The sequence below is a fragment of the Pseudomonas sp. GW821-FHT09C08 genome, assembly GCF_059418125.1.
In genome coordinates, this window is sequence record NZ_JBWKPG010000004.1 from 266466 (window position 1) to 280405 (window position 13940).

The following is a 13940-nucleotide window of genomic DNA, read 5'->3' on the forward strand; positions in this document are numbered from 1 at the left end:
CATGGCACACGCAGCGCAAATCAAGATCCCCGCCACCTACATGCGTGGCGGCACCAGCAAGGGTGTGTTTTTCAGCCTCAAGGACCTGCCCGAAGCGGCGCAGGTGCCGGGCGCCGCACGCGATGCCTTGCTGTTACGGGTCATCGGCAGCCCCGATCCCTATGACAAACAGATCGATGGCATGGGCGGCGCCACGTCGAGCACCAGCAAGAGCGTGATCCTCGCCAAAAGCACCCGCGCCGATCACGACGTGGACTACCTGTTTGGCCAGGTCTCCATCGACAAGCCGTTTGTCGACTGGAGTGGCAACTGCGGCAACCTGTCGGCGGCAGTCGGCTCGTTCGCCATCAGCGCCGGGTTGGTCGACCCGGCGTGCGTGCCCCACAACGGCGTGGCCGTGGTGCGGGTGTGGCAGGCCAATATCGGCAAGACCATCATCGCCCACGTGCCGATCACTGACGGCGCGGTGCAGGAGACCGGCGATTTCGAGCTGGATGGCGTGACCTTTCCGGCTGCCGAAGTGCAGCTGGAGTTCATCGATCCGGCGGCGGAAGAAGAGGGCGGTGGTGGCTCGATGTTCCCTACCGGCAACCTGGTCGACGACCTCGAAGTTCCGGGTATCGGCACCTTCAAGGCGACATTGATCAACGCCGGCATCCCGACAATTTTCATCAACGCCGAAGACCTCGGTTACACCGGCACCGAGCTGCAGGGCGCGATCAACAGCGACCCCAAGGCGCTGGCGATGTTCGAAACCGTGCGCGCCCATGGCGCGTTGCGCATGGGCCTGATCAAGCACCTGGACGAAGCCGTCCAGCGCCAACACACGCCGAAGGTCGCGTTTGTGGCTAAACCTGCGGATTACGTGGCGTCCAGCGGCAAGGCGATCAAGGCCGGCGATGTGGATTTGCTGGTGCGCGCGCTGTCCATGGGCAAGCTGCACCACGCAATGATGGGCACCGCCGCGGTGGCGATCGGCACGGCGGCAGCGATTTCCGGCACGCTGGTCAACCTCGCTGCAGGCGGCATCGAGCGTAATGCCGTGCGCTTCGGGCATCCGTCCGGCACCTTGCGCGTCGGCGCGGAAGCGACCCAGGTGAACGGCGAGTGGGTCGTGAAAAAAGCCATCATGAGCCGCAGTGCGCGGGTATTGATGGAAGGCTGGGTGCGCATTCCCGGCGACGCTTTCTAACATCCACACCGCTCCCTTGTGGGAGCGGGCTCGCCCGCGGTGACGGCGTGTGAGGCCACACTTGTCTGAACTGACAAACCGCTATCGCCGGCAAGCCAGCGCCTGCAAAGGGGGCGAGGATTTGCGTAGGACCAAGGCAGGCAATCAGACCTGCCATGACACATCAACCTGACCCTGAGGATGGAACAACCCCTAACTTTTGGAGAACTGCCATGAGCGCCAACGTCGACCAGAACAACCGCCCCGACTACGACCAGGTGTTGCAGGACATCGCCGACTACGTCCTCGATTACCGGATCGATTCCGAGGCGGCACTGGACACCGCCCGCAACTGCCTGATGGACACCCTCGGTTGCGGGCTGCTGGCCCTGCGTTTCCCCGAGTGCACCAAGCACCTGGGGCCGATGGTCGAGGGCACGGTGGTGCCGTTCGGCGCGCGGGTGCCGGGCACGTCGTTTCGCCTCGACCCGGTCAAGGCGGCCTGGGACATCGGTTGCATCGTGCGCTGGCTCGACTACAACGACACCTGGCTCGCCGCCGAGTGGGGCCACCCGTCGGATAACCTCGGCGGCATCCTGGCCGTGGCCGATCACCTCTCGCAAAAACGCGTGGCCAATGGCGATGCGCCGCTGACCGTGCGTGCGGTGCTGGAAGCGATGATCATGGCGCATGAGATCCAGGGCGTGATTGCCCTGGAAAACTCCTTCAACCGCGTCGGCCTTGACCATGTGCTGCTGGTGAAAGTCGCCTCGACTGCCGTCACTGCCAAGCTGATGGGCGCCAATCGCGAACAACTGCTGGCGGCGCTGTCTCACGCCTTTGTCGATGGCCAGGCCTTGCGCACCTACCGCCATGCGCCGAACGCCGGCTCGCGCAAATCCTGGGCGGCGGGGGACGCGTCGAGCCGTGGCGTACGCCTGGCGGACATCGCCCTGCGCGGTGAGATGGGCATCCCCGGTGTGCTGAGTGCGCCGCAGTGGGGGTTCTACGACGTGCTGTTCAGCCACACCAACAAGGACCTGGCCCTCAAGCCCGCAGACAAGCGCGCGTTCAGCCTGTCCCAGCCGTATGGCACCTATGTGATGGAGAACGTGCTGTTCAAAATCAGCTTCCCCGCCGAGTTCCACGCGCAAACCGCCTGCGAGGCGGCGGTGACCTTGCACCCGCAGGTCAAGGAGCGCCTGCACCAGATCGAACGCATCGTGATCACCACGCATGAGTCGGCGATTCGCATCATTTCCAAAGTCGGCCCACTGGCCAACGCCGCCGACCGTGATCACTGCCTGCAATACATGACCGCCGTGCCGCTGGTGTTCGGCGACCTGGTGGCCGAGCAGTACGAAGATGAATTCCACGCGGCGCACCCGATCATCGATGAGCTGCGCGACAAGATGGTCATCGTCGAAGACCCACGCTACAGCCGCGAATACCTGGAAGCCGACAAGCGCTCGATCGCCAACGCGGTGCAGGTGTTTTTCAAGGACGGCTCCAGCACCGAGCAGGTCGCGGTGGAATACCCGATCGGTCATCGTCGGCGTCGGGTGGACGGCATCCCGTTGCTGGAGGACAAGTTCAAGGCCAACCTGGCCACACGCTTCACCGCGCAGCGCAGCGCCGAGATTTTTGCCTTGTGCAAAGACCAGGCACGGCTTGAAGCCACACCGGTAAACCGGTTTGTCGATTTGTTCGTGATCTAGCCAGCGTGTCGGACCCGGCTTGTGTGGGAGCCGGGCTTGCCCGCGATGGCATCGCCTCGATACTTCTGATGTACCGAGGTGAATGCATCGCAGGCAAGCCAGCTCCCACAGGTGGTCGGTGCTGTGCAGACGGGCTTGCAGGCACACCGGTAAACCGGTTTGTCGATTTGTTCGTGATCCAGGCAGCGTGTCGGCCCCGGCTTGTGTGGGAGCCGGGCTTGCCCGCGATGGCATCGCCTCGATACCCCTGGGGGACCGAGGTGAATTCATCGCAGGCAAGCCAGCTCCCACAGGTGGTCGGTGTCGTGCAGACGGGCTTGCAGGCACGCCGGTAAACCGGTTTGTCGATTTGTTCGTGATCTAGGCAGCGTGTCGGACCCGGCTTGTGTGAGAGCCGGGCTTGCCCGCGATGGCATCACCTCGATACTTCTGGCATACCGAGGTGGATTCATCGCAGGCAAGCCCGCTCCCACATTTGGAGGTACGTTCGTCTCGACGCTTACATGCTGCCTTCCACATCATCCAGGCTGAACGTCTCCGTGTGGTCGTCATAGGAGAAGATCTCCGCATAGCGCCCCCACGCCACTACGCTTTCCAGGGTTTTTTCGACGAATGCTTCGGTCATCGAGTCTTCCAGTTCCTGCTCGAAGCGCACCCGTGGCGCCCGGTGGCCGCTGCGCTCGAGTAAGACTTGATGAATGCGCGCGGCCAATGGCACGTGCCGGATCAAATGCTCGGCGAACAAGGTCTTGCGTTCCTGGGTGCCGTAGTCGGCGAACAGCTTGCCGGCGTCGGTCAGGGTGATGTCGGCGCCCTTGAGTTCGGCGAAACCCAAATGCTCCAGCATCTCCGCCACCGGGAACAGGTCGTCGACTTCAAGCAAGCGCCGTTCGGCTACGGTGGGCAGGCCGGCGTGGCCGTTGTAGGGCTCGGCGGCCAGCGTTTCGATCAGGCCGGCCATCAGGTTGGTGGAAACTTCCGGCAGCAGGCTGCCCATTTTCAATTCGGGAAGGCCGCGGCTGGCATCGGCGCTGCGCCGGTCGGTCATCAGCGCGTAGATGTCGTCGACCATTTGCCGGAAGGTCGGGTCCAGCCGGTTGCGCGGGTGCGCGAACGGCACCTTGATTTCCGCGACCACCCGGCCCGGGTTGGACGACAGCACCAGGATGCGGTCGCACATCAGCACCGCTTCTTCGATGTTGTGCGTCACGATCAGGATCGACTTGATCGGCAACTGCTTGCCGCTCCACAAATCCAGCAAATCGGTGCGCAGGGTTTCGGCGGTGAGTACGTCCAGGGCCGAGAACGGTTCGTCCATCAACAACAGCGTCGGGTTGACCACCAGCCCGCGCGCAAACCCCACACGCTGGCGCATGCCACCGGACAACTCGCGCGGGTAGGCGTTTTCAAACCCGTCCAGGCCGATCAGGTCGATGGCTGCCAGGGCACGCCGACGGGTTTCCTTGCGTTCGACTTGCAAGGCTTGCAGGCCGGCTTCGACGTTTTCCAGCACGGTCAGCCAGGGAAACAGCGCAAAGGTCTGGAACACCATGGCCACACCTTCGGCCGGGCCGTTCAGTGGCGCGCCGTTGTAGAGCACTTCGCCCGAGGACGGCTGGATCAGGCCGGCGATGATGCGCAGCAAGGTGGATTTGCCGGAGCCTGAGCGACCCAGCATGCCGACAATCTCGCCTTCGTGCAGGCTCAGGTCCACACCGCTGAGGACCTGCAGTTCATCCTTGCCTTTGCCGAACACCCGGTTCACGTTTTTCAGCGAATAGATTTCCGGAGTGTCGGCGGTGTGTACGGTGTCGGTAGTCATCGCAGCGAATCCCATCAATTCAAGCGGAGTTTGTTTTCAGCCATGGCGTACATCGGCCGCCAGACCGCACGGTTGAACGCCACCACAAAGATCGACATCACCACCACGCCCAGCGCGATTTTTGGAAAGTCGCCGGCCGCCGTGGTCTGTGCGATGTAGGCACCCAGGCCGTGGGCGACCACGGTGTCCTTGCCCCAGGACACGTACTCGGAAACGATGCTGGCGTTCCACGCCCCGCCTGACGCGGTAATGGCGCCGGTGACGTAGTACGGGAAGATGCCCGGCAACATCACCTTGCGCCACCACAGCCAGCCGCGAATGCGGAAGTTGGCCGCCGCTTCCTTATAGTCGTTGGGGAAGGCGCTGGCGCCGGCGATCACGTTGAACAGGATGTACCACTGGGTGCCGAGCACGATCAGCGGGCTGAGCCAGATATCCGGATTGAGGTCGTAGTGCAGGATCACAATCACAAACACCGGGAACAGCAGGTTCGCCGGGAAGGCCGCAAGAAACTGCGCCAGTGGCTGGATTTTTTCCGCCAGCGCCGGTCGCAGGCCGATCATTACGCCCAGCGGCACCCAGATCAGCGACGCAATCAGGATCAGCCCCGCGACGCGCAGCAGGGTGATCAGGCCCAGCACAAACACGTGCCCGACTTCGCTGAAGGTCACCTCGGTGCCGACATACCGCACGATGTGGTAGAGCGCATAGGCGGTGAGCACCGCGATCAGCGCGCCCCACACCCAGTCGATCACTTTGGACCGCGTCGCACTGGCCGCCGGCGTTGCCGTGCGCACGCCGCGCGACAGGCTGAAGCGCCTGTTGCCCAGGCGGCTGATAGTGCGGGTCACCGGGCGCAGGATGCGTTGGACCACGCGCGTGCGCTGGACCAGATTGAGCACCCAGGATTGTGGCGCAATGCCCTGTGAGGCGGTGGTCTCCATGCGGAACTTGTCGGCCCAGGCGACCAGCGGCCGGAACAGGAACTGGTCGTAGATCAAGATCACCGCGATCATCGCCAGGATCACATAGCCCACCGCGTGCAGGTCTTTCTGGGCGATGGCGAGTGCCAGGTACGAACCCACGCCAGGCAGGGTGATGGTCTTGTCGCCGACGGTGATCGCCTCGGAGGCAACCACGAAGAACCAGCCGCCGGACATGCTCATCATCATGTTCCAGACCATGCCTGGCATGGCGAAGGGCACGTCGAGTTTCCAGAACTTCTGCCAGCCGGACAGCCGCAGGTTGGTGGATACCTCGACCAGGTCATGGGGCAACATGCGCAAGGACTGGTAGAAGCTGAACGTCATGTTCCAGGCCTGGCTGGTGAAAATCGCAAAGATTGCCGCGAATTCGGCTCCCAGCACGCGGCCGGGGAACAGCAACAGGAAGAACGTCACCGTAAACGAGATGTAACCGAGCACGGGCACCGACTGCAGGATGTCGAGCACCGGCACCAGCAGTTTTTCGGCACGCCGGCTCTTGGCCGCGAGGGTGCCGTAGAGCAGGGTGAAAACCAGCGCCGCGACCATCGCCGCGAGCATGCGCAGGGTGGTGCGCATCGCGTATTCCGGCAGGTTGGCCGGGTCGAGGGAAATCACGTCGCTCTGCAGGGTGGCGATGGGAGCCCACGTCTCCCGGGCGGTGATGGAGAAAAACAGCAAGAAGCCGATCACCAGCGGCAGGGCGACCAGGTCCCAGCGGTTGGGGAGCAAGCGCAACGTGGACGCGGGGATGTAATGACGGAATACTTTTTTCATCGGCCGTTGCTCATAGGCAGTCATTCCAGCAGCGTTCAGGGTCAGAGGGGCGTTACGGGGATGAGCGTAGCTTTTGTACGAACGACTCACCGAGAAGGGGCGGACGCTCTTCTCCGTGAGTCAGGGGCATCGCGACGATGCTGGCGGAATTGTACGTTTCTGAATGTTACAAGCGCATAAATTTGCTGTCAGTTTGCTGTACGAACCGCGACCTGGGCAGCGGCGCCCCGGTCGCGACTCGGCGGTTACTCAAAGCGCAGGATCACCCGGCGGTTGTGCTTGCTCTTCTTCTCGATCTTTTCGCAGAACACCCGGCCGATTTCCTCGGTGTTGATCACATGGGTGCCGCCGCACGGCTGGATGTCAATACCGCCAATTTCAATCACCCGTACCGAGCCCTGGATCACCGGCGGTGCGACCGCCTGGGTGCGGGTGATCTGCAGCAGGGTGGCGTATTCCGAGGCGGGCATCGACAGGGTCTTCACCTCGTGGGCCTGGGCGATCAGCGCGTTCAGGTCGCGGGTGAGGGTGTCCTTGTCGAGGGTCATTTCCGGCAGGTCGAAATCCAGTCGGCCCTTGTCGGCACTGATGCTGCAGCCGGTCACCGGCGCGTCGATGAGCGAGCACAGCAGGTGCAGGCAGGTGTGCATTTTCATGTGTTGATAGCGGCGTGCCCAATCGATGCCGGCGTCCACCTGTACTCCGGCGATCAATGGGTCGGGGCAGTGTTCCACCTGGTGCCAGATGATCGAGCGCTGCATCGCGTCGCGCACCGTGCCGATGACCTCGACCCGAGTGCCGTCTGCCAGGGTGAAGTGGCCGGTATCGCCCGGTTGCCCGCCGCCCGTTGGATAGAACAGCGTGTGCTCCAGGGCGATGCCGTGTTCGCTGACGGCGATCACCCGCGCGCTGAAGGCGTTCTGGTAGGGCGCGCTGTCAAACAGCGCGAGGGTTTCCATGGTGTGCACGGACATGTTCAACCTCCGACAATCAGTGGGCTGGCTTGCAGCAGGTGGCGCACCATCGCGCTCAAGCCAGGGGGAGAGAGCAGGGTGATTTCAAATTCCGGCCCGCACACTTTGAGGTTCAGCGGCAGGCGCGGCAGTTGATTGCCCGACTCGATGCGGTGCAGGCGAAACTGCAGGTGATGGCGCTCCTTCACCGTGGGTTCGAGCATCAGCCCCGGCAAGGCGTGGAAGTCGGCGTCCAGCACCGTGACCTTGTGGCTGGCATTCACCTCGCCGACCACGTGCAAACGCTCATCGAGGGCGAAGGCGCCGAGGTAGTTGCTGTGGTCCGACTCATCGTTTTTCTGCAGCTGGATCTGGTTGACCACCTTGACCTTGGTGCCGGCCGGGACGTCCTGGGTGATCACGCAGGAGGGGCTGATAAACACGTTGTCGCCGATCAGCACATAGCCCAGCACGCGGGCGCCGGAACCGACTTCGACGTTGTTGCCCAGGCGCGGATGACGCTTGCCATCGGGGTTGTTGGCGATGCCGCGCGCGCCCAGCGTGACGCCGCAGAGGATGTAGCAGTCGTTGCCGATCTCGCAGGTCTCGCCGATCACCGTGCCGTAGCCGTGATCGAGCACGAAGCGCCGGCCGATGCGCGCCGCTGGGTGGATCTCGGCGCCGGAGAGGACCTTGCCCTGGTTGCTCAGCTTGAGGGCGATGCGCGAGAACATGCCGTTCATCTGGTCAGGAAAATTCCACACCAGGTGGGCGAGGCGGTAGTACAACACCGTCTTGAACGAGGCGTAGGATTCCAGGATCAACTCGCCACGCCCGCGCGACGCCGGGTCGCGGTAGGCATAGGCGATGAGGTCCTCGGCCACCGCCTGGGCGGCGTTCTGGATCAACGGCGCCAGGTGCGGCTCCAGTTGCTTCATCTGCGCCGGCGTGAGCGTCTTGATGAGGTGGGTGAGTAACTCATCGTGCAACTGTTGCATGTCGATAAAGCCGCCCATGAAGGCACCCCCGTATGCTGGATGGTTGTCGATTATTCGAAACTGGGCAGGTAGCTGTCGGCATTGTCGTAGACCATGGTCAGCACCACCGTTTCGGGCGGCAGTTCGGGGGCGAGCCTGGCGATGGCCACCATGTTCGCGGCAGAGGACAGGCCCAGGCTGATGGCGTCGGTGCGCATGATGCGTTTCATCATGTCGATGCATTCCTGGCGCGAGACCTTGAGCATGCCGTCGAGGATGTCCAGGTTGAGGATGCTCGGGATCAGCCCGATCGACAGGCCCTGGATATGGTGCGGCGCGTGCTGGTTTTTCAGCAGGTCGCACTCTTCCGGCTCCACGCCCATCACGCGCATGGCTGGCCAGGCGTCCTTCAGGGTTTCGCCGATGCCGGTGATATGGCCGCCGGTGCCGATGCCGCTGACGAAATAGTCCACCCGGCGATCACCGAAGGCGCGGAGGATTTCCCGTGCGGTGGTGTCGCGATGGGTTTGCGGGTTGGCGCCGTTGCGTTGCTGGTTGAGCATCACGAAGCTGGGGTTTTCGAGTTGCAGCTCCATGCACTTTTCGCCGTGGGAATTGTTGCCCAGGCGGCTGTCCGACAGCACCACCTTGGCGCCGTACAGGCGCAGCAGCTTCTGCTTTTCCGGGCTGTAGTTGTCAGGGATCACCAGCACCACTTTGTAGCCGAGCACATTGCCGGCCATCACCAGGCCGATGCCGGTATTGCCGCCGCTGGGCTCGATGATGGTCTGCCCGGAGTCGCGGATCAGTACGCCCCGGCGCTCGGCGTCGAGGATCATGCCCAGGGCGATGCGCGCCTTGTGGCTGCCGCCCGGGTTGAGGGATTCGAGTTTGGCGTAGACCTCGATGCCGAGGTCTTCTGAAAACTGCGCCATGCGCACGATCGGCGTGTGGCCGATGGCGTCGAGGATTGAGTTATGCAGCATCAGGTAGGAGCCCATGGCCGGAGGTCAGTACAAAGGCATGTCGGGTTCGACGTCGCGAACCCAGTGTTTCATACCGCCTTGCAAGACTTTGGTGTTGGCGAAACCCGCCGCCAGCAGGGTGCTGGCCGCTTGCTCGGCACGGGTGCCGGCGTAGCAGATCAGGTAGTGAGTATTGTCCCGGCTGAGGCTGTCGAGGTGGCCATCCAGTTCGGCCAGGGGGATATGCACCACCCCCGGTAATTTGCACACCTCCAGTTCGCTGGCATCGCGCACGTCCAGCAGGACGTCGGCGCTGCGGTGGTGTTCGAGCACCTGCTTGAGCACGCGAGGCTTGATGTAGCGCTCTTCGGCCAGCGACGGTTGGCTCGGCATGGCGTCTGCACAGACCGCGGGCGCCCGGGTTTCAGTGTGGCGCAGCTCGGAGCAGCAGGGGCAGTCGGCGCGGCGCTTGAAACGGATCTCGCTGAACTTCATCGCCAGCGCATCGAAGCGCATCAAGCGGCCGGACAGCGGCTCGCCGATGCCGATGAGCAATTTGATCGCCTCGGTGGCCTGGATCATCCCGACCACTCCCGGCAGCACGCCGATCACCCCGCCGGCGCTGCAGTTGGGGGCCAGTTCCGTCGGGGGGGCGCTGGGGAACAGGCAGCGATAGCACGGGCCGCCTTGATAGTTGAGCACGCTGATCTGCCCGTCGAAACGGTAGATCGCACCGTATACGAGGGGCTTGCCCAGTTGCACGCAAGCATCGTTGACCAGGTAGCGGGTGTCGAAATTGTCGGTGCCGTCGATCACCAGGTCATAGGCGCCCACCAGTTCCAGGGCGTTGTCGGCCGTCAAGGCGGTATCGTGGGCGTTGATCTGGATATGACGGTTGAGGTCCTGCAGGCGCTGCCTGGCGGATTCGACCTTGGGCATGCCCAGGGTGCTGTTGCCGTGCACGATCTGGCGTTGCAGGTTGCTGCTTTCCACCACGTCGAAATCCACCAGGCCCAGGGTGCCGACGCCAGCCGCCGCCAGGTACAGGCTGATGGGCGAGCCCAGGCCGCCGGTGCCGATGATCAGCACCTTGGCTTTTTTCAGGTTCAACTGGCCTTCGCGACCGACGCCGGGCAGGGTGATGTGGCGCACGTAGCGCTGTACTTCTTCATTACTCAGGGTGTCGACGTCGATGCCGCCGGACGTGGCGAGCAGCACTTCGATCCTGGCCTTCTCCGGCAACCGGTCATCGGCGCCGATCAGTTCTTCCTCGGCGGTAAACAGGAAGTGTTCCTTGAGCTGGTTGTTGGCTTCGTGAAACAGGTGCGGGCGCAGCTGTGGGTGGCTGCTGCAGAGGTTTTCAATGACTTCGCGCAATGTCGATCCGGTGCCCTCGAGGGTCGATTCCGGCAGCTTGGCCACGCGAACCAGAATGTCGGGGAAAGAGACAGCGTTCATGGACAACTCCGTGTGCAGGTCGTTGAAGGGGTGAGGAGCGAAATGCTGGCCGTCCCAGGCAAACAGCTTGGAGGCCAGGGCCTGGCCCTGGCGGACATCGACCACCAGGTAACTGACCGGGTAGATCGGCTCGCCCATGAAAAGGGCCTTGTCCTGGTCCTCGTCGCTGAAATAGGCGCCAACGTCCGGATGGGAGTGGTAGATCACCACCACCGGGTTGTCGCTGCGAAACGCTTTGTTCATCAACAGCGTGTCGGCCACTGAAAACGTGTAGCCGTTGGCGGCGCTGCGCGCATACATCTCGGGGTTCCTGCGGTGCAGCTCATTCTGGATATTGCTGCCCAGGTACACGCTGCCATCGGCAAACACGAAGCCACAGCATTCCTCGGGGTAGCTGCGGCTGGCGTGGGCGTAGATCTGTTCGAGGGCAAGGGGGCGGAGGACGTCCATGTTTCTCTCGCGTTGTGGTGGGAGGGCCGGGCCGGTCAATTTTTCTTGGCCAGGAGTTTTTCAATCGGCAATTTGGTGATCGCAAAGCCGGCCAGGAGGATGGCCGAGTACAGCATCAGGTCGCGGGAAATCGCCACGCCTTCGTACCAGGCGCCGATGATCACCGCGAACACCGGGAAAATGATGAACACGAACGACAGAATGATCGGGCTCAAGCGCTTGAGCAGCATGAAATACACGATGAAGCCGCCCACCGACGCCACCAGCCCCAGGTAGAACAGCGCGCTCCAGGAGCGCAGGGTGATGGCATCGAAGGTCGGTGCTTCAAAAAACAGGCCGGCCACGAACAGCATCAACCCGGCGATGCCGATGGGCAGGGTGTTGTAGGTGATCACGCTGATGGCGCTGCCTTTCTGCTTGGTAATGACGTAGCACAAGGCATGCATGATCGCGGCGGTCAGAATTGCCAGCACCCCGAAGAACTCGGCGTGGTCCAGGTGCAGGCCCTGGCTCTTGATGATCATGTAGAGGCTGCCGAAACCGATGCCGATGCCGACGACCTGGGAAAAGTAGATGCGCTCGCGCAGGAACAGCGCCGAGAAGATCAGGATAAACACCGGCATGCAGCTGAACAGCAAGGCAGTGAGGCCCGACGACACGTGCATTTCACCGTAGTTGAGCAGGTAGTACGGCACGCTGAAGTACGACAGCGTCACGAATACGAAGAACCAGCGGCTCTCGCGAGGAAACAGGATCGGCTCGCGGCGCACCAGGGCAAAACACAGGAACAGCGGGAAGGCGATCAGGAAGCGCAGGCCGGCGGAGGTCAGCGGCGGCACGCTCTCCACGGCAATCTTGATCCCCAGCCAAGTGGTGCCCCAACTCAGGCACACGATCAGGAACATCACGCTGGTGACCAGTGCGGCCAACCACTGTTTTTGGGTTTTTGTTTTCGCGGTGTTTTCGAGAACGGCGGACATTGGCATCGTTTATTGCTTCCCTGAGCCGAAATTGAACTCTATATTGAGCTTGTAATGAGTTGTAAAATTCGGCGATTGAACCCGTAAAAGCACACTATTAGGGCGAAAGATGGCTGTCAAAACAAATATTGACATGGTGTCAATTATGCGTGAGGGGTTGTCCAACGGGCAGGGCGTGAAGTACAAGCGCCTGTCCGATGTCATGGAACGGGGCATCCTCGAAGGCTTGATTGAACCCGGACGAAAACTGCCGCCCCATCGGGTGCTTTCCGACAATCTCGGGGTGACCATCGGTACCATCAGCCGGGCCTACGGCGAACTGGAACGCCTCGGGCTGGTAGTGGCGCGGGTGGGTGACGGCACATTCGTGCGCAAGCGTGGGATGGAGCGCCAGCGTGATGAAGGCTTTCGCAATTTCAGCGAGGAGCCGCGCCAGTACTTCGACATGAGCCGCAACATGCATATTCCGGGGCAGGAAACCGCCTTCCTGGCCCAGAGCCTCCAAACCCTGTCGACCAATGCCAAGTTCCTCCAGGACATCAGCGCCTATACCCCGGATGCCGGCCTGCCGCGTTATCGCGATGCGGGCGCGCAGTGGTTGGTGCAGCGCGATTTTCACCCGATCCCTGAACAGGTCATCTGCGTCAACGGCGGCCAGCATGGCCTGCTCTGCGCGATGATGGCGCTGTTGCGCGCCGGCGACACGGTGGTGACCGAACAACTTACTTACCCAGGGCTGATCACCGCCGCGCGCATGCTCGGCGTACGCTTGATCGGCCTGGAGATGGATGAGGAAGGTGTGCTGCCGAGCGCGCTGGATGAGGTCTGTCGTAATCACCGGGTGTCGGCGCTGTATTGCACGCCGACCATCCAGAACCCGACCACGGCGGTGTTATCGGTGGCGCGGCGCGAAGCGCTGGTGAAGGTGTGCCGCGAACACAATCTGTTGATCCTCGAGGACGAAGCCCACGGCGTCCTGGTGGAAGACCGGCCGCCACCCCTCAGTCATTTCGCCCCTGAACGTACGATTTTGATCAGCAGTTTGAGCAAGGCGGTGTCGGCCGGGCTGCGTGTGGGTTATGTGCATGCGCCACCGGCGCTGGTCAGCCGTATCTCGGCGGCGTTGCGCTCCACCTGTTGGATGGCCACGCCGGTGACCCTGGAGCTGGCCACCCAGTGGATCGAAAACGGCACGGCGGAATACCTGCTGCGCCAGCAGATCAACGAGATCAGCCGGCGCAAGGCGTTGGTGCAGGATTTGTTGGCGGGCCTGCGATACCGCACCCACCTGAACAGCCCGCATTTCTGGATCGAAGTGCCGGAGCCGTGGCGCGCGTCGGAAATCGAGGCGGAACTCAAGCAGAACAACTACCTGATCGCCACCGCCGAGGCCTTTGCCGTGGGACAGACGGCGGTGCCGCAGTTTATCCGCGCGAGCATCTGCAATACGTCGGGGGATGATCAGTTGTTGCGGGCGGGGTTTGATGCGCTGGCCACCGCGCTGGGGCAGGGCGGCGGGCGCTTTCACCTGTAGATGACGGCGGTCCTTGTGGCGAGCGGGCTTGCCCCGCGTTGGGCTGCCTGGCAGCCCCAAAACCCGTCGCTGAGGACCGTCTGACACACCGCATTCATCTTGAAGGGGGCTGCTTCGCCGCCCAACGCGGGGCAAGCCCGCTCGCCACAGTC

At 62.7% G+C, this 13940-nt stretch carries 10 protein-coding genes; 3 read left to right on the forward strand and 7 right to left on the reverse strand.

Going from position 1 to position 13940, the window contains the following annotated elements; genetic code table 11:
* Position 1: 1 nt before the first annotated feature.
* Positions 2-1192, forward strand: a complete 1191-nt coding sequence (prpF, locus tag AC07OJ_RS15895; RefSeq protein WP_495094786.1) for a 2-methylaconitate cis-trans isomerase PrpF — start codon at positions 2-4, stop codon at positions 1190-1192.
* A 212-nt stretch (positions 1193-1404) separates the two neighbouring features.
* Positions 1405-2889 (forward strand): 2-methylcitrate dehydratase, encoded by a 1485-nt coding sequence (gene prpD, locus AC07OJ_RS15900; RefSeq protein ID WP_495094787.1) that lies wholly within the window; start codon positions 1405-1407, stop codon positions 2887-2889.
* A gap of 499 nt (positions 2890-3388) precedes the next feature.
* On the opposite strand, the gene AC07OJ_RS15905 is transcribed toward prpD, so the two are convergent.
* From AC07OJ_RS15905 to AC07OJ_RS15935, 7 genes are all read right to left on the reverse strand, one after another.
* A complete protein-coding gene (locus AC07OJ_RS15905) occupies positions 3389-4711 on the reverse strand; it encodes an ABC transporter ATP-binding protein (RefSeq protein ID WP_106805608.1) in 1323 nt (440 codons plus the stop codon).
* Positions 4712-4725: 14 nt separating this feature from the next.
* Entirely contained in the window at positions 4726-6471 is a 1746-nt protein-coding gene (locus AC07OJ_RS15910) for an ABC transporter permease (RefSeq protein WP_065909509.1), read from the reverse strand.
* A gap of 245 nt (positions 6472-6716) precedes the next feature.
* Entirely contained in the window at positions 6717-7445 is a 729-nt protein-coding gene (locus AC07OJ_RS15915; RefSeq protein ID WP_120449467.1) for an alanyl-tRNA editing protein, read from the reverse strand.
* Positions 7446-7447: 2 nt separating this feature from the next.
* Positions 7448-8440, reverse strand: coding sequence for a serine O-acetyltransferase (locus tag AC07OJ_RS15920; RefSeq protein ID WP_495094788.1), 993 nt, complete (start codon positions 8438-8440; stop codon positions 7448-7450).
* Between the two features lie 32 nt (positions 8441-8472).
* A complete protein-coding gene (locus tag AC07OJ_RS15925) occupies positions 8473-9387 on the reverse strand; it encodes a PLP-dependent cysteine synthase family protein (RefSeq protein ID WP_065909869.1) in 915 nt (304 codons plus the stop codon).
* A 24-nt stretch (positions 9388-9411) separates the two neighbouring features.
* A complete protein-coding gene (gene moeB / locus AC07OJ_RS15930) occupies positions 9412-11274 on the reverse strand; it encodes a molybdopterin-synthase adenylyltransferase MoeB (RefSeq protein ID WP_495094789.1) in 1863 nt (620 codons plus the stop codon).
* 35 nt (positions 11275-11309) lie between these two features.
* On the reverse strand, positions 11310-12203 hold the full coding sequence (locus tag AC07OJ_RS15935; RefSeq protein WP_162946161.1) for a DMT family transporter: 894 nt from the start codon (positions 12201-12203) through the stop codon (positions 11310-11312).
* Between the two features lie 160 nt (positions 12204-12363).
* Between AC07OJ_RS15935 and AC07OJ_RS15940 the strand changes: the two genes are divergently transcribed.
* Positions 12364-13788: an aminotransferase-like domain-containing protein gene (locus AC07OJ_RS15940; protein WP_495094790.1), complete on the forward strand. Its 1425-nt coding sequence runs from the start codon at positions 12364-12366 to the stop codon at positions 13786-13788.
* Positions 13789-13940 lie beyond the last annotated feature (152 nt).

What these genes read in the sequence shown, in the direction of transcription:
- prpF (WP_495094786.1), top strand. Translation starts at nt 2, where the DNA reads ATGGCACACGCAGCGCAAATCAAGATCCCCGCCACCTACATGCGTGGC.
- AC07OJ_RS15940 (WP_495094790.1), top strand. Translation starts at nt 12,364, where the DNA reads ATGGCTGTCAAAACAAATATTGACATGGTGTCAATTATGCGTGAGGGG.
- moeB (WP_495094789.1), bottom strand. Translation starts at nt 11,274, where the DNA reads ATGGACGTCCTCCGCCCCCTTGCCCTCGAACAGATCTACGCCCACGCC.
- AC07OJ_RS15910 (WP_065909509.1), bottom strand. Translation starts at nt 6,471, where the DNA reads ATGAAAAAAGTATTCCGTCATTACATCCCCGCGTCCACGTTGCGCTTG.
- prpD (WP_495094787.1), top strand. Translation starts at nt 1,405, where the DNA reads ATGAGCGCCAACGTCGACCAGAACAACCGCCCCGACTACGACCAGGTG.
- AC07OJ_RS15915 (WP_120449467.1), bottom strand. Translation starts at nt 7,445, where the DNA reads ATGTCCGTGCACACCATGGAAACCCTCGCGCTGTTTGACAGCGCGCCC.
- AC07OJ_RS15905 (WP_106805608.1), bottom strand. Translation starts at nt 4,711, where the DNA reads ATGACTACCGACACCGTACACACCGCCGACACTCCGGAAATCTATTCG.
- AC07OJ_RS15925 (WP_065909869.1), bottom strand. Translation starts at nt 9,387, where the DNA reads ATGCTGCATAACTCAATCCTCGACGCCATCGGCCACACGCCGATCGTG.
- AC07OJ_RS15920 (WP_495094788.1), bottom strand. Translation starts at nt 8,440, where the DNA reads ATGGGCGGCTTTATCGACATGCAACAGTTGCACGATGAGTTACTCACC.